This window comes from Undibacterium sp. Ji83W (assembly GCF_049340385.1).
In the GTDB taxonomy this organism is placed as follows: Bacteria; Pseudomonadota; Gammaproteobacteria; order Burkholderiales; family Burkholderiaceae_D; genus Undibacterium.
The window spans coordinates 42,518-62,564 of the sequence record NZ_JBMPOZ010000017.1; the positions used below are offsets into that span (position 1 = coordinate 42,518).

Here is a 20,047-nt window from a genome sequence, read left to right on the forward strand (position 1 = left end):
ATGCTGCTCAACATCAGCGCTGAAGAATGGCCGGTACGACGCATGCCGTATGTCTCTTATGGGGCGTTACCTGTCGTTCGGTAAGGCAAAAATACGTTGATTCCAAAGCTGTTTTCGCCTGTTACTCATTTACGTAGGAATACTCGCGGTCCCCCACGCTGGCTGCTTCCAGGATGCTGCCTTCAAGCGCCCACTGTCTGATCTTTGCGAGAGAAATTGGCTTGAGCAGCCCGGCATGGCAGTTCGGTTAGTTTCCCTCGATACGTGTTGCGATAATCATCTGCATGATTGCCACGTCGTTGCTCACGAGGCATTAATATGTCGCGAACTTTGTCGGTCCCTGCCTCCGGTTTTGAGTGGCCTCTAGCAGCGGGAACGCCGCCAGCACGGCGACGCGTGTCACCATCAATCATCCGCTTGGCTTTGCTGTTTCCAGCACCACGCGCTGGTCTGCCTCGCCGACCAGATTGAGCGGGACAGGCCGAACCTACGCAACCGTCGCCCGCGTTGCTACCCAATATGCTGGAGCGGTCGGCTGTTATATGCGGTCGATGTTGGCGAATACTGAGACCAAAGCGCTAGCTGGCAACGAGATAATGGTCGGCGGTTCCAAAATAAGTTGGAGCCGAAGCTCGCGTCGAAAACGGTTTGCTACCGGCAATGGCCGCAGAAGGCACAATAGTCCAGCCTATGCGTCCCCCGCAGCCGCCTTGCACTCTTGAGCCCTTGCACCCGCACCTTATGCTGCTGCAGCCTGTAACCCAGGCACAGGCAGTACTTCCTCATTGCTCACACTGACCACATTGACTACTGCTGCATCAAACTGATAAGTACTCGCCGCATGCAGCTTCCATGCGCCGTCGCCGAGCAAGTGCAGGACATGGGTGTGGTGCTTCAGCACGGCGGGCCGGTGGGCGATACTGATCAAGGTGACGCCGCTCTCACGCAGGCGTGCGTACAGTGCTGATTCATTGGCGCTGTCGAGTGCGCTGGTTGCTTCGTCGAGAATGACAATCTCAGGTGTGTGGACCAGGATGCGGGCGAAGGCCATGCGTTGCTGCTCGCCGACGGACAGCAGCTTCTCCCAGTCCTGCACAGCAGACAGACCACCTACACGCTCGGCCAGTTGCGGCAGATAAACTTGATCCAGAATTTCCAGCAACTGTTCGTCGCTTAGTTCTGACTCGGCACTAGGGTAGATCAGCTGGCTGCGCAGCGAACCCGTCTGCAAATAAGGCTGCTGTGGGAGAAAGAAGAAATTCTCCAACGGCGGATGATGGATGAGGCCGCTACCGGTGTGCCACAATCCGGCAATCGCACGCAATAACGAGCTTTTGCCGCAGCCGCTGTCGCCCGTAATGAGCAGTGCCTCACCTGGTTGCAATGCCAGGCTCAGTTCCTTGATCAGCACACGTTGCGATTGCGGCGGATGCAGTGTGACTGATTCCAGCGCGAACCGGGTGCCTGGGCGCAGCTGGATGCGTGCGGTCTCGACTTCAGTTGCCGGTTCAGTTGCCCGCTCTGGTGAGGTCTTGGGCAATACCAGGTCGGACAATGCCTGCAGGCGGCCTACGCCCGCCACGAAGCGGCTCAGGCTTTCAAAGTTTTCCACGATCACACCCACCGCCCCTAGCACGGCAGCAAATGCCCCGACCGCCTGCGTCGCGCGCCCTACCTCCAGCTCGCCTGATAAAACTTGCTGGGCAAGTATCGCCACCGGCAACACCAAAGTGAGCTGGCTGAACGTGCGCTGGTACAGGTTAAGAGAGCGCTGCTTCTTGATCAGCTTGTCGTAGTTCTGGATAGCGCGGTGGAGCTTGCTGTCGATGTGTGCACGTTCCTGCGCTTCGCCGCGGTAGAAGGCGATTGATTCAGCATTTTCGCGTACACGCATCAGGCTGTAACGGAAGTCCGCCTCACGCCGCAGTTGCCAGAAATTCAGGTGTATCAATGGGTTGCCGAACGCATACAGTGCGGCACCGGTACCGATGAGGGCATACACCACCAATACGCCAACCAGCAAATGGGAAATCTTCCACAGTACTGCGCTGAACGCCACCAGTTGCATGGCAGATCCCAAAAAAATGAGCAGGAAGTTAATTGACCTGCCTGTAAAGGTATTGATGTCTTCGCTGATGCGCTGGTCAGGGTTGTCGAGGGTGCTGTCTGCACCCAGTGCGTAGTATTTCCGGTCTTTAAGATAGCCGTCGAGAAAGCGTCCGCTGAGCCAGCGTCGCCACTGGTTGGCGAACAGGTCGCGCATGTAATAGTAGAAAGCGTAAGTCGGCACTGCAAAGGCCAGCACCATCAAACAGGTTCGCACGGACGTCCAAAAGCGATCTCCTTCCTTTGCTGCCAATGCAGACGTCATTTCTCCAGCCTGATCGTTGAGCATGACTGCGAACTTGGTTTCAAACAGCATTAACACGATCAGCAGCACCAGGAGTACCCAGGCTCTCTTCCATTCTTCGCCCAGCCAGTAAGGTTTGGCGACATCAATGAACTGCCGCCATGCGGAGAGTGACAAGAACGCGGTACGGCGCCTCTTGGGTGGTGGTGGCACACCATCAGTTTCCACATTGGGGGGCGTGTCGCTTAAGATAGTCATGGTCAGATTCAGTGAATAGGTTTTTATTCATTATGAAATCTGGCGCGATATTGTTCTGTGCGGAAACGGACATAATCCTGCATAAGAGGACAAAAACAGGATAAAAAAAGCGGGAAATTTACGATGCGCAGCGTGGATGCTCTACATGACGCGGCTGGGCCGAATCAATAGTGAATGGTTCAATAGAGAATGGTTCAATAGTTAAGGACTCTATTGCATATTTGGATAAGGCCAACTTGTGCTACGAGGATGCCGGGTCATTCATTTGGCGACCTCATGTCAAGGAATCTGGTCACGAATGTGCCAGTGTCGACCATGCCTGATACGCACAAGATGAATGACCAATACGCTTTACTCCACAAACGCAGCAATGGCACTGCGACTTGATGCGCCCTGCTTCGCTTTGTACATGGCGATGTCGGCTTCTTTGAGGAACTGTTCGGCATTGGCCAGGGAATCGTAAATACTGATGCCAATACTGGTTGACATCATAATTGCAGAACCGGGGACGGGTGCTTCCAGTGTTGTGACGATTTTTCGGGCCAGGATTTGAGCATGTTCCAGTACCCGCACTCCCTCGGCAAGTACCACAAATTCATCGCCGCCAAGGCGGGCCATGGTGTCGTTCTCGCGCAGGCAGCCAGAAACTCTTTTCGCAAATTCTTTTAATACCTGATCACCAGTGTCATGGCCGTTGGTATCATTTATTTTTTTAAAGCCGTTCAAGTCCATGAACAATAAAGCAAGGCCATTGTTTTGTCGCAGTTGCCGGACTATCGATTGATGCAGCACTTCCATAAAATGCCGCCGGTTTGGCAGCCCGGTTAATCCGTCTGACAACGCCATTGCGTTGAGCGCTTCTTCCCATTTTTTTCGTTCAGAAATGTCGTGCAAAAAAGCAGTGAACTCAAGCCGGTCTGCAACGTTATTCACGTTCAAACTTACCTCGACAGAAATTTCTTTACCGTCGCGGTCAACTGCGAGGAATTCCCGTCGCGCAGTTGTTGGCGTTTTTTTTAGTTTATCCAAATGCGCCAGGATATTGACGAAAGAATTTCTGAAAGCAGACGGTACGATCAGATCGACAATATTGCGCCCCATGGCTTCATGATTGTGCCAGCCAAACAGGGATTCGGAAGAGCGATTCCATTGAGTGACGATGCCAGCATTGTCTATTGAAATCACTGCGTCGTTGGCATGTTCGAGGATGGTGCGTATGCGTTCTTCACTGGCGCGAAGCTGTGCCTGCACACGAAGCATTTCGTCAAAAGCGACCTGCTTGCCAAGCGCTGCCCCCAGTGCTGCCCCCAACAGTTCCAGCGTCTGCAAATCTTCTTCGTCAAAACCGCATGCCTGCTCGGACATGACTTTAAGAACGCCAACTGGCAGGCCACGCTCAAAAAGTGGCGTGCAGATCATGGAACGAACGCCCACTTTTTTGCAGGCATTGGCATCAACGCGTGGGTCGGTCTCTGCATCATCACATTGCAGAATTTTTGCGCTACTGACGCATAAGCCTGACAAGCTATTCGCTCTCAACAGACGCAAACCAACATGCTGGGAAATCGCGCCGCTTGCAGAGCGATACACCATGTAGTCGCCATCAACCAGTTCGACTACCGCCCCCTTGGCTTCTGTGAGTTCTTGTAATGTATTTACAACAAGTTGCATGAATGCCGCGAGATCCAGGTCTGCCTGGGCGAGTAGTGATTGTGTTTCAACTATTCGCTCTAATCGGCCAAGTTGGCTTTTATTTTTTTTCATTTTCCGATCCCGAGCAGTTTTCAATGTTCCCAATTATTTTATGGTATTTCTGATTGATTTCACTTTCAATGTATGGCGGATTCGCCACTTTTTTGTAAATTATTGCTGCGTGATCTTCCAAGGACTTTGCAAGAAAAACAAGTGGGCCGTCATTTCACCACAAACTGACAGAATATCGATATCTTCATTTCAACTCCTCTTTTGTCTTTGAGTTTGAATTTTCCGGGCTCCATCAGACACCTGGTTACCAATTGTAGATTTTGGTAACAAAAAATCATTACGATTGTGAATAAATGCTAAATATGCCAGCATTTGTTTTGTATTTTCCCAGCATGAAAACACCCTGCGCACTCCTCCGGAAAACGCTCTTTCAAAAGGTAAAGTGATGTACAAAATTCGCAAGTCTGGATGGATTTCTTTGGTGCTGCAAGCCAGCGTAGCGGCCCTGTTATGTGCATGCGGTGGTGCAAACGACAGGGTAAGTTCAAATGCTCCGCAGGCACTTGCATCAAACCCGCCGCCAGCTCCAGCCCCGGCAAAAGCAACCGCATTCAGTACCAGCCCCGCTCCGCAAATTTTGTTTACCGATACACTCAGTGGACCGACCACAGGTGGAGAAAATAACAACGGTGCCTACCTTTCCATTTTCGGGAAGAATTTCGGCGCTGCGAGTGACCTGGGAACAAATACAAAGGTCTATATAGGCGATAACGAAGTCGCCAACTATCGCTATCTGGGAAACGCAAAATCTAGCGCCAAGACTGGATTGCAGCAAATAACAGTGCAGGTAGGTTCACTTGGCAGCGCGCCCGCAGGTGCAGCACTGCCTGTGAAAATCGTCTCCAACGGCACATCTTCGAATACAGACAATAGCTTTACACCAAGCTCCGGACGTATCCTTTTCGTTTCTTTATCTGGCTCTGACACCAGCGCGGTCGCAAACAATATTGCCAAGCCCTGGCGTTCACTGCAGAACATGAGTACCTTGAAAGGTGCTTACTTTGCTATGCAAGCAGGTGACCAGATCGTCATACGCGGCGGTGCCTGGCATGACACCAACGGCCAGGACAAAACATGGATGCGTTTTGGCAGCGGCATCTATGCCAGAAACGGCAGCCCTTCGGCATGGATACATGTCACCGCCTATCCTGGCCCGGTCAACGGCAACACCATAGAAGATGTTCACTATACGACGCCAGCAGGAGCATCCGGCGGTATCGCCGGCCCCTGGTCAGCCATCGCAGGGTCTTCAGGGGAATACATCTCGGTTTCCAATTTAAGGATGGATATCGCGGGCGGCGCCAATCGTGATGCTGCACCCATCAACTTCCAGTACACCGCAGGCCCCTGGCGCGTGGTCAACAATGAGCTTGGCCCCTGGGTTGCAGGAAACTCTGCCACGCTCAATGCAGCGGGGGTTTCTGGCCATGGTAACGGCAACAAGGTCTTAGGCAATAACATCCACGATATTGCCGGTACCTCTGAACTGCAGAACCATGGCATTTATGCAGACACCACGGCACAGAACTGGGAAGTTGCCTACAACTGGATACACAATATCACTGGCGGCTCAGCCGTGCAGTTCAATGATAATGAAGGCGGTGCGGGCTCAGTGACGTTGCCTCACGGTGGAATCTGGCAAGGCTTTACCGGCATACGGATACATCACAACTGGCTGGAGAACGCAGCGAAATACGGTATCAATTTCAATGACCAGGGCAGCACGCACAAGGGCACTTATGAAGCCCAGAGCTGGAACAATGTCATTACCGGTACGAAGCTCTACCCGATACGCATCAACTCAACCGCCACAATCCAGAATATGTGGTTTGCCTACAATACGGTATATAACGCCATGACCGGCGCTTCTGGAAATAAAGCCTATATCATGGATGAAGGTTTTGGCAGTGGTGCGGGCATACGTAACAAGTTCTACAATAATATTTTTGCCTTCGGCCCCAACACCCAGCCTGGCACGACCTGGTTGTTTGATTACAGTACACCATCCACCACCACCAGCTACGACTTCAAACAGAATCTGTACTTCAGCAATGGGCAAACTGTGTCATTGCCAGGCATACTGGGTGACAACCTGGCTATTTCTGGTAACCCGCAATTCAAGAATGCATCTGCGGGAGATTACACTTTGCAGGCGACCAGCCCAGCAGTTGATGCCGCTACTCCGCCTGGCCTCTTTGCCGTCGATGACGACATCGTCAACACCTCGCGTCCGCAAGGCAGCAGCAAGGACATTGGCGCCCTGGAATTGAGCGGTGCCACCGTGCCTATCCCTACACCACTGAATGGCATGTGTGGCAGTGCCAACGGGCAGTCATTCAGCGCAGCACCCAGCAGCCAGCTTTGTTCCTCAGGTATTGCGTCATTAGTTTCATTTACCGGCAACACATGGACATGGAGCTGCGCTGGCAACAATGGTGGAACAACGGCAAGCTGCAGCGCGAACCTCGCTAGTAACCCTGACCCATCCACCCCGCCCAGTGTGCGCCAGCAATACTCTGGTGTAATCACAGCGGGAACGAGCAGGCATCAATTGTCCAGCTCTGTGTCGGCAGGTAACTGGATATTGGTGACAGTAGGCGTGAACAATAATGCGCTGGGCGTATCAGGCACATTGTCCGACAATCAGGGCCATGCCGACATCAGTTCTTTCACCGCTCTGGGACGTATCTATGTAGATGGAATGGGCACCGACCTGTATGCGGCAAAGGCCACGACATCAGGTGCATACACGTTGACCGTAGGCATCCCCAACCAGGGCAGCATACACATAGTAGAAATCCAGAATGCAGACGCGGTGAATTTGCTGGATGTTCCTTTGGCGACCAGCTCAGGCCCGCGCTTTGCATCTACGGCGCTGTCTTCACCAACACAGACAAGCACGAGAGCAAATGATCTGGTGCTTGCACTGGTTGACCTGGGCATAGGAAATGCCATTCCGTTCAGTCCCACAGGAGCATGGCAACTGGTCAGCCCGGAGGCAGGTACCTACATCACTTCGCGCATCTATGAACAACGTCCAAACGCCACCGGCGCATTTGGAATTTCTGGTACGGTAGGCGGTAGTGGTGCCGGTTACCCTGGCTGGGAAGCTGCGCTTATTGTGATCAAGGGACAATAAAACCTGCCTTGTCCCTCATCAATTTCTAAGGAACACCGGTAGTGCCAGCCTGAACGCTGACACTACCGGTTGACGACAACACCTATTCCTTTGACACCGTTCCATCTCCATATTCCTCTACAGCAGGGTCCAGGTTTTCTGGGGCATGAAGAATAGTCGGCCCCCTGGAGCAAGCCTGCCTGGTCAGGTATTCCGTCAACCCTTCTGCTAGCACTGCGGGTGGAATAGTCGCCTGCATTTCGCTCAATAATTCTTCCGTTGCCCTGACTATCCATTCCACGCTGCGATACTTGGGCGAGACGATCTGTATATTTTGCGAGTCAGTCTGATCAAAGAAGCCATGCTGCAGTTTGTGCCTGACGTAAGAGAGCGCGGTGATGCCAGGAATGGTGCGCTGCTCCAGATAAGCCTGCTTGCCGTCCTCATCATAACGGACGACGATATCTGGAAACTCGTATCCCTCATCTTCCAGCAGCGCTTCGCTGACGATGTTTGGCAACAGGGGCCTCGCGTCTTCGTGACCAACCTCAAACAAGAGTATCTTCTTGAGCTTTTTTAATTCCTTTTGCTCTTCCGTATCCGTTTTTTGAATCGCGATAGTCGGGAAGTATTCGCGGATGAAGGCATTGGATTTGTCGATCAGTTCATCCCTGTCAACTTCAGGCCTATGCTGGAAAAACCGGTCGTCCATGTCCATCATCTTCCAGGCATGGTTCAGGTCGTGGATGAGGAATTCGAGTGGGGATTGCCAGAATTCATCAACATACACAGGTTCGGTAGATACCCCGATAAAATACACTGGCGTACCCCGTATTTTCATGAGGTCAGTGGCAGAAATATTGTCAAAAGTCGGGATGATGATGACTTCAGGAATGCGGCGCATCAGCTCTTCATACCTGTACCAGTATTTCTTTTGGAAATGGGTACTCAGGTTTTTCCCGGTGCGGCAGGCGACATCAAAAAACCCCACTGCTTCAAACAAGATACGCAAGGTCGGGGCATAGGGACACATCGCACCATTCTGTATGGTGACATGATGGAATTTATGCAGCAACTGCTCACGCATAAAGGAAAGTGCCGCATTGTCGCGGCACTTCTCATCCATCGCCGGGAGTGTCATCTGGCTACGGAAATAGTCGACTACTGGCAACAGTTCCAGGACTGGCGTATCCAGGCTGTTGTTATGCGACTCAAACCGTGTGCGTAACTCGCGGTATAACTCTACCGGGTTCCTGACCCATTCCCTTATCCATTCGTGATGGGAAATACCCTGCGTTTTTGTAAAATTTTTCGCTACCAGCGCAGCGGCAATCTGTTTGTGATGACCAAAGGCAAAGGTGCCTTCTTTCGCGTTAGGCGTCGTCATCACGCTCTCAGGCAACCACCTGCCCTGGACACCTTCGGTATCGAAAATTTCTACGAGAAATCCAACTGTGTCCACGATATGGCGCGGATCGGATGGAACGGCAATTTCCTTGAGATGATCGCGATATCCGTGCGTAACGGTTCTGTCCATGTAGATCCGGGCTTCGTTTTTCGCTTCGTTTTTCGCTTCGTTCCCGGTCTCGTTTCTGACGAAATAGTATTTACGCCCGCCTGCTTCTGCAATTCCATATTCTGGCGCTACAGCGCCAAACACTTTGCTGCCTGTTACCCGGAGCGCAGCAAAAATATTGGCGGGAATGCCAAGTCCGTTATGTTCATCCTCATCTTGCAACAGCCCGCCCGGCAGAGCGATGCCCTCAGGGAAAACCGCCCGGTCCAGGACAAGAAATTCCCTGCCATTTTGTCCGTCGCGCATCACAAGCACGTCAACAGTCTTGCGAACCATGACCCCCTGATCAATACGCTGCCTGGCCTGGGTTTTAAGCGCCTGATCCGACAATAAGGCTTTCACTACCGCCGACTCACTGGCTACGTCCAAGTATTTGGCTACGCTATCTTCGATCCCATTCTTGCGAATGGGGTCACGCAGGCGATGGAACCAATAAATCATGTACAGCAGCGATTCTGCATACAGGCTGGCCGGATAGCTTTGCGTATTGAGGCTGACCGAATATTGATTCAGTATGCCCAGCACCATGTCCGCAGTGGCAGGTGCAGAACTGTTCATTGTCATATTATTTTCCGTTAGAATTTTTCAGGTGTTGGGCGCGTGTACATAAAACCTGCCAACCATTTGCGCCGCATACTGTCAGTAAAATTGCAATTCAAACTTATTATGATATCGCTGGATAAAGATATGCGGTGCAAAATCCATAGTTCACACCTGTAAGCCCAGAATCGTATTAATAAGGTATCTCTTTTCCGCGAAGCGATTCGAGAAGGACTAGACTGCCACGCGCATCTACATCCCTTACGACAACGGCGTACATCAATTTGCTCTGCTGCCCGCACCAATGCGCCTCTTTCATACCGACATACTCTAATTGCCTTTTTTGTTTTGCGCCTGCCTTCTCAGTTAACCGATAGATAACAGCATTAGCGTCAATATGCAATTTTCACCAATTACTTTAAATGCAATTATTTATCAATACAACCCAATGCTACCAATACTTCTTGATTAATGAATTGAATAGTTCTAAGATTAAGCGTCACCACTGAGCAACATCAACTAAAGGCACATCATGGCAACCCGGAAATCATCCTCCATCGTTCAAGAAGGCTTGGTAGATCAGGCAGCCTCGCCAGCCAATCTACGCAAATTAAGCCGTGCGCAGGCCAATAATGTGGTGCGCCGCCTGCAAGACAAGCTCAGTCCGGCTGCACGGGAACTGATCGACAAACTCTTGCAAAGCCTGGATGATGAAGGTTCGGTCGTGGTCAAAACCCTGCATACGGCGCTGTTCCCCATGGCCGAAACCAAGGGTGCCAGTGCACAGCTGTCCAAGCTGTTGCGCACTGTTACCGACGCTGCACAGGCGCAAGGCATGTCACTGGGTTTTACCTATGTGGGCGCCAAAGACCAAGGCACCGCCAACCGCAGGCTGTGGTTCACTGGCCCGCCACCAACTGCCGTTGCAGAACTGGAGGGGCTGAGCGCCATACCAGAAAACCACCTCATCATAGGCCAGACCGGCATGCCTGTTGGCGAGGCCCCTGTAGTAACGCTGATCACCTACAACGAGAACGAGTTTGCCGCCGTGCGCAAGACCTTCTGGACGGGCGACAGTACGCCGCCCGTCACCAACAAACACCATGCCGGTCAAGCGGTCAGTGTCAATGAGTTGGGGCAGCATGGCAATGTGCGTGTGCTTCACTACCATAGCCGCCAGGGTAATAGAGAATCACAGCGCGCCGCCAGTGACTTGCGTCAGGCCTACAAGCCCGCAGCCATTGTCAGCGTCGGAATTGCCTTTGGTGTTGACGAGCATAAGCAAAAAGTGGGGGACGTGCTGGTTTCCAAATTCATCGTGGACTATGAGTCAGCACGCATCAACAAAAATGGCAGCTTCACGTTGGCCGGTGAACGCCCTCCTGCCTCACGCCGCTTGTTGCGCGCACTTGAGGACCTTGATGTACGCAATAAACATGATCAGAGCAAACCTGATTGGCCCACACTGGAATTTGGCGGCATGCTGACCGGCGAAAAACTGGTGGACAACTGCGACTATCGCGAAAAACTGAAAGCCATAGCAGGGTCAGGGGGTATCGTCGGTGGCGAAATGGAGGCCGCCGGCGTAGCCAAAGCGCTCGACGGTACAACGGTGGACTGGATAGTCGTCAAAGCCATCTGCGACTTTGCCGATGGCAATAAGGGTGAAGACAAAGAGAACAAGCAAAAACTTGCAGCAGCCAATGCAGCGATGGTGATCAAGGCCATGCTCGATGACGGACAACTGTATGGTGACATTACCGAAGATGCAGAACGCCCACATTCAACAACAAACGCCGTCACCGACAAGCTTGCCGCACTGGCTTTGCGCCGTCAGTGCCTTGAACGTGCCCATCTCGACGTCATTGATGAGGGCAAGCCACTGGTAAGTGGCCAATATGGTTATCGTGCAGAATTGCATGCTTTGGGAGCTGCAGGTCACCAGGGAAGCCAAGAAAATGACCCCAGAAAGGTCGTGGCATTTGATGACATCCTGACCTGGTTAAGTGAGCCTGAAGAACGCCCCATCTATGCCCTGCTTGGTGAATACGGTATGGGTAAAACCACTACACTACAGCGCGTGACGGCACACCTTCAGCAGCAACGCAGACTGAACATCGATAGCCCAGCCGCACTTTATTTTGACTTGCGTAAAGTGGACACTTTGCTGGCTGCGAGTGCGCAACACCCAGGCAAAGTACCAACACTGCAAGAAACCATCAGCGACTGCTTGCGTAACGGTTATCTGCAAACCGATGGCGTACTGCCCAATTATGAAGATGTAGTGGACAGCATAGATAATGGTGCGCTGGTGATTTTTGACGGACTTGATGAAGTGCTGTCACGCATAGGCGACAAGCAGGGCCTGAGTTTTACAGCCAATTTGTTGCGTGTGCTGCCAGAGACTCGTGAGCGGCAAAAAACCAAAAAACAGAGCAAGCCGCCACGTGTGCTGCTGAGTTGTCGCACCCAGTTTTTTCGCTCACTGTCTGAGCAAGACAATCATTTGACCGGGGAACACCGGGGTAGCCAAAATCAAAGCCAGTACCGCGCCTTACTACTACAGCCGCTGACAGAGCAGCAGATACGTAGCTATATGATGGCGGTATTTCCCAATACGAATATTGAGCAGTTGATGGCGCAGATTGAGGCGGTGCATAACCTGCGTGAGCTGGCCGGACGGCCATTCACATTAAAACTGGTGGCCGATTTTGTGCCCATGCTGGAACAGTGGCGCGCCCAGGGCAAGCGTGTCACGGGCGCCACCTTATATCGTGAAGTAGCCAAACAATGGTTGATCCGCGACAAAGAGAAGCAGAGTTTTCAACCAGAAGACAAGCTGTTGCTGGCGAGCGCACTGGCAGCACATTTATGGCGCAACAAACTCAAAGGCATCACAGCCAGACAACTGGAAAGCTGGTTGGGTCAGTGGTTGGCACAACAAGGCCCACATGAAGACTTTCAAACCAAACCACGTGATCTATTGCAGGAAGATTTGCGCAATTCCACCTTCCTGAAGCGTGTCGATGTGGAGGGCAAAGACAGCCGCTTTGAATTCGCCCATACATCCTTGCAAGAGTTCTTCCTGGCGGAGTATTTGTTACAGGCACTGCTCAGTCACAGCGCCGGTGCGCGCGAGGCTTGGAGCCTGCCCATGGTCAGTGACGAGACACTGGATTTCCTGGGGCAGCTATTGGCTGAATGGGACCCGGATGCTGGCGGGCCAGCCCCCTTGCAAGCACTGACAGCATGGCGTAGCCCTTACCTGGCGCTGGCCAGTGAACTGCAATTGGCCTACGGCTTGCGCGCCCACACTTCAGGCTGGCCCATGCAGCGCCTGGACGGCATGGACCTGCAAGGCGCAGACCTGAGCGACTGGCGCTTTGGCAGCCGTAGTGAAAAGCCTCTGCCTGGCAGCGAGACACATCGTCGTCTGAATCTGGCAGGCTGCAACTTCAGCCACGGCAATTTGCGACGCGCCAAATTCTGGAACGTTGATTTGCGCGCTACCGTGTTTGATCACAGTAGTTGCGAGCAGGCAGAGGTGCTGCATTGTGAATTGGCGAATAGCACTTGGGCTGAAGCAGCGGTGGATGGTATGCAGATGCGGCCGCAGGTGGCGTCAGACATCCGGGCGGCTTGGGTACCGCCTGGGCATCAGGTGGAAGCGCAAAGAAAATTAGCCTGGTTGCATGGGCATACGTCTGGGGTAATGTCCTGCGCGTTTTCGCCTGACGGGCATAGCCTGCTCTCGGCTTCACGTGACAAGACCCTGCGCCTGTGGGAGAGCACCACCGGCACGCTGCTGCGGGAGTTTGTTGGACATGCGAATTGGGTGACATCCTGCGCGTTTTCGCCAGATGGGCAGAGCCTGCTTTCTGCTTCAAACGACAAGACCCTGCGCCTGTGGGAGACCGCCACTGGCACACTGCTACAGGAGTTTGTTGGTCATTCAGGTAGAGTGAGCTCATGCGTGTTTTCGCCTGACGGGCAGAGCCTGCTTTCTGCTTCAAACGACAAGACCCTGCGCCTGTGGGAGGCAGCCACCGGCACGCTGCTACGGGAGTTTGTGGGACATGCGAATTGGGTGACGTCTTGCGCGTTTTCACCAGATGGGCATAGCCTGCTCTCGGCTTCACGTGACAAGACCCTGCGCCTGTGGGAAACCACCACCGGCACGCTGCTACAGGAGTTTGTTGGACATACAGATTCAGTGACGTCTTGCATGTTTTCGCCAGATGGACATAGTCTGCTCTCGGCTTCAGACGACAACACCCTGCGCCTTTGGGAGACCGCCACCGGCACGCTGTTACGACAGTTTGTCGGCCACGCGGATACGGTAACGTCTTGCGCGTTTTCGCCCGATGGGCATAGCCTGCTCTCGGCTGCAGAAGACGGTACCTTGCGCCTGTGGGAGACCGCCACCGGCACGCTACTAAGGGAGTTTGTTGAACATGCGGCTTGGGTGACGTCCTGCGCGTTTTCGCCAGATGGGCATAGCCTGCTCTCGGCTTCACGTGACAACACCCTGCGCCTGTGGGAGACCACCACCGGCACGCTGCTACGGGAGTTTGTGGGAAATGCGAATTGGGTGACGTCTTGCGCGTTTTCACCAGATGGGCATAGCCTGCTCTCGGCTTCACGTGACAAGACCCTGCGCCTGTGGGAGACAACCACCGGCACGCTGCTACGGGAGTTTGTGGGACATGCGAATTGGGTGACGTCTTGCGCGTTTTCACCAGATGGGCATAGCCTGCTCTCGGCTTCAGACGACAAGACCCTGCGTCTGTGGGAGGCCGCCACCGGCACGCTGCTACGGGAGTTTGCTGGACATACAGATACGGTGAGGTCCTGTGTGTTTTCGCCTGACGGGCATAGCCTGCTCTCGGCTTCAGATGACAACACCCTGCGCCTGTGGGAGACCGCTACCGGCACACTGCTACGGGAGTTTGTTGGACATGCTGACTGGGTGATGTCTTGCGCGTTTTCGCCTGATGGACATAGCCTGCTCTCGGCTTCAGATGACAACACCCTGCGCCTGTGGGAAACCACCACCGGCACGCTGCTACGGAAGTTTTCTGGACATACAGATTCAGTGACGTCTTGCATGTTTTCGCCAGATGGGCATTGTCTGCTCTCGGCTTCAGACGACAACACCCTGCGCCTTTGGGAGACCGCCACCGGCACGCTGTTACGGGAGTTTGTCGGCCATGCGGATTGGGTGATGTCCTGTGTGTTTTCCCCAGATGGGCATAGCCTGCTCTCGACTTCACGTGACAATACCCTGCGCCTATGGGAGACCGCCACCGGCACGCTGTTACGGGAGTTTGTTGGACATGCGGATACGGTGATGTCCTGCGCATTATCGCCTGATGGGTATAGTGTACTCTCGGTTTCAAAGGACAACACCGTGCGCCTGTGGGACGTAGTCACCGGGCAAACACTGCGTGTTAGTACGATCATGGAAAGCGGTGCCGCTGCCTGGCTTCATGACACGAACACCTTGTTGAACGCCAGTGGAAACGCATGGCGTTATCTGAAATGGCGTGCCATGGATGAAAACAACTGGCCTGTTGTGTGGCAACTCAGCCCTGAAGAAATGAATGGTGAATGATCTTGATCAGCAAAAGTGGGGAACAGCAAATGCTTGATGTTGTCCCCGGCGTCGACCTTGCCAAGCTGAGCGCGGGTGATCAATACCAATCAACCCCAATCAATGATGCGCAGAAGTCATGAACAACCAAATCCTGTTTGAACTTTTAAAGTAATGAAGCTTTACCATTTTGCATGATCAAAAAAAAATAATGACGTATATTTACATGCAACATTTTTCCGCAGAAAATCCATATGGCACAAAGAAGTAAGCTGCCTGGCTGACAAAGCAAACAAGGGCCATATGGTGAGAATGGTATTTTCCAGGGAATATGCGCAAGCCAGAGGCACTGAACGCTGGCCTGCCCTGTCTTGGCCCTGTCTTACACAGCAAAGCAACTCAGGTGCTACTGATGTGGCAGAAAGTCCCGTTCTCTTGAATGGCAGAGACATCGCATATATGCTGGCGTACAATAATAAAAAGCGCTCGCAAGGTTTTCACTGGCTAAAATCGAGCCGGGATGCGACGCTAATAAATATAAAAACGGAGGCAACACGTGACTTGCTTCGCATTGAATATCAAAAGCGCAAGATGCTTTATTCTGCTTGCGGCCTCCTTGTTATTTTTTGCCGGGCCCGCCAGTGCGCAGAGCCTGATCAGGACAGCGGCGCAAGAAGCTTCTGCCCCCAAATTTATCTCCCTGGTACAAGACGGCAAACCTGCTGTTGGTGGTATCTGTATAGATATCATGCGGGCCATAGAAGCGGTGGAACCTGGCATCAAGTTTGTCGGCGATCAAAACTGGCTGCCACTGGTCCGTATCACTTCTGGCCCCATGGATGCCATTTGCGGCTTGCTGCATACCAAGGAGCGCGCCCTCCTCTTTGACTATGTCGATACCCCCATCTTCTCGGTCAATTACCTGCTGGCTGTGCGGGCTGATGACGACGTCCAGGTGGCTAGCTGGGATGACATACGCAAACTGGGCAAGGACGGCATCATCCTGTCCATGCATAACTATGCCATCAATGATCGTTTGAGAGACCTGGGTGGCTTGCATGTAGATTCCAGCGCAGTCTCGTCCAAGTCCAATCTGAACAAACTGCTTGCACGCAGAGGCCGCTTTTATTGTCACCGCTCGCCCGGTATTGTGGCCGACATACGGCAAGCTGGACTGGAAGGCCAGATCAAGCTGCTACCCAAAGTGATGCTCAAAGATGAGTTCCATATGCTGTTGTCAAAAACTTTAGCGCCTGAAGATGCAAGGAAATTGAAAGCCGCAATCGCCTTGCTTGAGCGTCAGGGTACGTTGGCGAAATTATTTGAAAAATATCAGGAGTGAGCCTGTACCTGTGCCCGCCTGAATAAGCTGGCTTACTCTACTGCCCCATCGCACGCAGGTTTGCAACTGCATGCGACATCACCTGACCCACGATCATTCCTGCGGATAAAAAAACCCTAATACCACTGTCGCAAATCGCCTTGGCTGGTCTGATCATTGCCCGGCAAAAGCAGTGCATGCATTTTTTACCTGATTCTTATTTCCATTGAATCTTGTTGCCTGCCCATCAAGTGGTATTTAAGTGGCAAGATAAAAACAAAACCAGTTGACGTCCAAATTCAAGGGTTACATGCTTGATTCCTGAGCGCTTGTTTGCTGCAAGGGCGAGCGTATCAAGAATGTATCTGGGGGAATAAACACAATTTTTGAATTCACAAAATCATGGGGGAGATAGCAGTGGAAAATACAACTTTAAGAAACCTGATTCAAAACATGCTGGTGTGCGCGACGAGCGGTAGCTTGCTGGTGGCATGCGGTGGTGGTAGTGGCAGCGCAAGCACGGGCCAGGCAAACACGCCACCACAGGCCCCGCCAGCAGTGGCTTCAACAGCGTGCTATGCGGCATGGGATGCAGCAACGGCCTACAACGGCGGTGCCCTGGTCAGCACGGGCGGTAATAATTATGTGGCTAACTGGTGGACGCAGAATGAGAACCCTGCGACCAATAGCGGCGCATCTGGCAGCGGCAAGCCATGGACTGGCAAAGGAGCCTGCGATGCTACGCCAACTCCAACTCCCACACCAACGCCAACGCCCACACCAACCCCGACTCCAACACCTACCCCAACACCCACGCCGACACCAACTCCCACACCGACGCCTAGTTGTTCTGCCTATGTCGCCGGCACTCAATACGCTGCTGGAAAAGTGGTCAGCAATGCGGGTGGCTTTTATCGTTGCGATGTGGCGGGCTGGTGTTCTACCGGTGCATCGGCTTATGAACCTGGTGTAGGCTGGGCTTGGACCAGCGCCTGGACTTCGGTCACTTCAAGTGCCTGCCCTACACCAACTCCTACGCCTACTCCGACACCAACACCGACACCGACTCCGACGCCGACGCCGACCCCGACACCAACGCCTACGCCTACGCCAGTCCCGGGCCTGGCCAAGCATGCACTGGTAGGCTATTGGCATAACTTTACCAACCCCGCCGGTAATACCTACCCTATCGCGCAAGTCAGCAATGACTGGGATGTGATTGTCGTTTCATTTGGTGACAACGCCGGTGGTGGCAACGTGAGTTTTACGCTGGACCCCAGTGCCGGTAGCGAAGCGCAATTTATTGCAGATATCAAGGCCAAGCAGGCGCAAGGCAAAAAAGTCGTGCTGTCACTCGGTGGCCAGAATGGTTCAGTCTCGGTAGGCTCTGATGCAGAAGCAACCAACTTTGCCAACAGCCTGTACGGCATCATCAGCAAATTTGGTTTTGATGGCATCGACCTTGACCTCGAAAACGGCGTGGCACAGGGCGCAGCTATCCAGACTTACCTGCCTGTCGCCGTCAAAAAACTGAAGGCCAAAGTCGGCTCCAGTTTCTATCTGTCGATGGCACCAGAATGGGTGTATGTAGAAGGTGGCTTTACCTCCTACGGCTCGATCTGGGGTGCGTATATCCCCATCATCAATGCACTGCGTGATGAATTGACTATCCTGCATCCGCAGTACTACAACAATGGGGATATTTATACACCGTATCAAACTGCAGCACTCAAAGCAGGGTCGGCAGATCAACTGGTGGGCACGGCAAAAATGCTGATCGAGGGCTTTACTTATGGCGGCAATACCTTTGCCGGTTTGCGCCCTGACCAGGTTGCTTTTGGTGTGCCGTCCGGGCGTAGCTCAGCCAATTCCGGCTTTACCACTTCAGCAGATGTCAGTAATGCGCTGAACTGTTTAACCAAGCTTTTGAACTGCGGTACCATCGTCCCCAAACAGGCTTACCCTGGTTTCAGAGGGGTCATGACCTGGTCTATCAATTGGGATAAACATGATGGCTATAATTTCTCGGCACCGACCAAGGCTGTCTTGAAAACTTTACCTTAGTGTTGAAATGCGTTGCCTGTCAGATGACGGGCAACGCATGGAGTGATAGAACTAGTGAATGTATGAGTTCCGGCACATGCTGACAACTATGCTCACTGCTGTCAGGAATAATGTTCTTGACAAACAATAACGAGTAAATTCCCTCCCTTTCAAGGGGAGGGTTAGGGTGGGGATGGGTTTCGGTCGATTGACGATGGAAAAATTTGCGTCGGAAACCCATCCCCATCCCAACCTTCCCCTTGAAGGGGAAGGGGCTTTAAGCACGACCGCTGGCAAATAATATTCATTTGCAGAATTAAGTCATAGACGCAGAAAAATCGCTAGGACACTGCTTGTACTTGGGGTCCAGAACGAGTTAAGACAATTATTCCGGACAGCAATGGACAGCTATGCTGGAATGCTGTCCTGGTTTAGACGTCTGATCAAAAATCGTGATTAGCCGGGTAATTGCTGAAGAAGTCATTATCCCAGCGAAAATTCGTCGCGGCGATGGTGACAGAAATATCCAGTGATTCCACAAAATGCCACCACCCCACAGGCAGGAACAATACCTCGCCTGGCTCCAATATACATTCCAGCACAGGCACATCCCGCATCTGGGGGAAGCGTGTCAGGTCAATATTGCGGCCATCGACTGGTGTAAAGCAATGACGTTCGTTCTGCAACTTGGCGAGGTGGCATGGCGCAATGAGTTTCACGCGTTTTCGCCCCATGATCTGCATCATGAAATTATTGGTCAGATCATGATGAAACGGCGTAATCGTCCCCGCCGGGCCAAACCAGAAAAAGCCTTGCTTGCCCTGGTCTGTCTTCAGGTATTCTGGCAATGAGGGTACGTCTTCCCACAATTCATTGAGTGCTTTACGATTGCTGGAATCATTATTGGCGGTCATGTACATGTCATTGCTGTGACCGTTTTCTTCCACCAGATCGACGTAGTCGCCAAAGCGCATCTGGCGTTTGTGGGCGATGCTGTTCATTTCATAATTGGCGTCGCTATTACGGCCAAATTGCACTTCTACCTGGCGTTCAGAATAATGCTCACGAAAATAAGCCAGATTCCAGCGGCTGCGCGCCGGGCAATCGTCGAGCATGCCTGTAATGATGACGGGGCGGTTTTGCTGATAATAGTCATGCAAAAACTGTTCGCCGGATAACCGCTGCTTGCGCTCCAGCGCCATCGGTTCTATCTGATCAAGTTTGGCAGTGATGGCCAAGACCCAGTCACGCTTGTCGAGTCGGTTCTTGAGTCTTTGCACGCCTTGAAAATAAGGGCTGGACAAAGCCGCACTGATTTCCAGCCTGGCTGTATGCAGGCTGAAGGAATTTTGCTGCAATACATTTTCCAGTGTTGCCGGATGCGCGCCGAGTAGCAGATTTTCTGCGATCCAGCGACGCCATTCATCGCTCATGGACTGGGCCGATTGGGCTGATTGCGTTGCTTGCGTTATTTGTTTTGCCTG

At 52.7% G+C, this 20,047-nt stretch carries 8 protein-coding genes; 4 read left to right on the forward strand and 4 right to left on the reverse strand.

What is annotated here, in order from left to right:
* Positions 1-739: 739 nt before the first annotated feature.
* The gene (locus ACO0LD_RS23000) at positions 740-2,608 is read right to left on the reverse strand and encodes an ABC transporter ATP-binding protein/permease (RefSeq protein ID WP_423010505.1); all 1,869 of its coding nucleotides are present in this window, start codon (positions 2,606-2,608) and stop codon (positions 740-742) included.
* Positions 2,609-2,959: 351 nt separating this feature from the next.
* Positions 2,960-4,372 (reverse strand): diguanylate cyclase domain-containing protein, encoded by a 1,413-nt coding sequence (locus ACO0LD_RS23005; RefSeq protein ID WP_423010506.1) that lies wholly within the window; start codon positions 4,370-4,372, stop codon positions 2,960-2,962.
* A 385-nt stretch (positions 4,373-4,757) separates the two neighbouring features.
* On the opposite strand from ACO0LD_RS23005, the gene ACO0LD_RS23010 reads away from it, so the two are divergent.
* Positions 4,758-7,511: a choice-of-anchor Q domain-containing protein gene (locus tag ACO0LD_RS23010; protein WP_423010507.1), complete on the forward strand. Its 2,754-nt coding sequence runs from the start codon at positions 4,758-4,760 to the stop codon at positions 7,509-7,511.
* An 82-nt stretch (positions 7,512-7,593) separates the two neighbouring features.
* On the opposite strand, the gene ACO0LD_RS23015 is transcribed toward ACO0LD_RS23010, so the two are convergent.
* Positions 7,594-9,630, reverse strand: coding sequence for a hypothetical protein (locus ACO0LD_RS23015; protein ID WP_423010508.1), 2,037 nt, complete (start codon positions 9,628-9,630; stop codon positions 7,594-7,596).
* A gap of 508 nt (positions 9,631-10,138) precedes the next feature.
* Between ACO0LD_RS23015 and ACO0LD_RS23020 the strand changes: the two genes are divergently transcribed.
* The 3 genes from ACO0LD_RS23020 to ACO0LD_RS23030 all read left to right on the forward strand — a co-directional run bounded on the left by ACO0LD_RS23020 (position 10,139) and on the right by ACO0LD_RS23030 (position 18,584).
* Positions 10,139-15,220 carry an NACHT domain-containing protein gene (locus ACO0LD_RS23020; protein WP_423010509.1) on the forward strand — a complete coding sequence of 1,694 codons (5,082 nt, stop codon included), beginning with the start codon at positions 10,139-10,141 and terminating at the stop codon, positions 15,218-15,220.
* 595 nt (positions 15,221-15,815) lie between these two features.
* Positions 15,816-16,541 carry a substrate-binding periplasmic protein gene (locus tag ACO0LD_RS23025; RefSeq protein ID WP_423010510.1) on the forward strand — a complete coding sequence of 242 codons (726 nt, stop codon included), beginning with the start codon at positions 15,816-15,818 and terminating at the stop codon, positions 16,539-16,541.
* A 396-nt stretch (positions 16,542-16,937) separates the two neighbouring features.
* A complete protein-coding gene (locus tag ACO0LD_RS23030) occupies positions 16,938-18,584 on the forward strand; it encodes a chitinase (RefSeq protein WP_423010511.1) in 1,647 nt (548 codons plus the stop codon).
* Between the two features lie 422 nt (positions 18,585-19,006).
* Here the strand turns inward: ACO0LD_RS23030 and ACO0LD_RS23035 are convergent, their stop codons facing one another.
* Entirely contained in the window at positions 19,007-19,996 is a 990-nt protein-coding gene (locus tag ACO0LD_RS23035) for a cupin-like domain-containing protein (protein ID WP_423010581.1), read from the reverse strand.
* Positions 19,997-20,047 lie beyond the last annotated feature (51 nt).

Excerpts from the sequence above, each read along its gene's own strand:
- ACO0LD_RS23000 (WP_423010505.1), bottom strand. The coding sequence starts at position 2,608 with ATGACTATCTTAAGCGACACGCCCCCCAATGTGGAAACTGATGGTGTG.
- ACO0LD_RS23005 (WP_423010506.1), bottom strand. The coding sequence starts at position 4,372 with ATGAAAAAAAATAAAAGCCAACTTGGCCGATTAGAGCGAATAGTTGAA.
- ACO0LD_RS23010 (WP_423010507.1), top strand. The coding sequence starts at position 4,758 with ATGTACAAAATTCGCAAGTCTGGATGGATTTCTTTGGTGCTGCAAGCC.
- ACO0LD_RS23015 (WP_423010508.1), bottom strand. The coding sequence starts at position 9,630 with ATGACAATGAACAGTTCTGCACCTGCCACTGCGGACATGGTGCTGGGC.
- ACO0LD_RS23020 (WP_423010509.1), top strand. The coding sequence starts at position 10,139 with ATGGCAACCCGGAAATCATCCTCCATCGTTCAAGAAGGCTTGGTAGAT.
- ACO0LD_RS23035 (WP_423010581.1), bottom strand. The coding sequence starts at position 19,996 with ATGAGCGATGAATGGCGTCGCTGGATCGCAGAAAATCTGCTACTCGGC.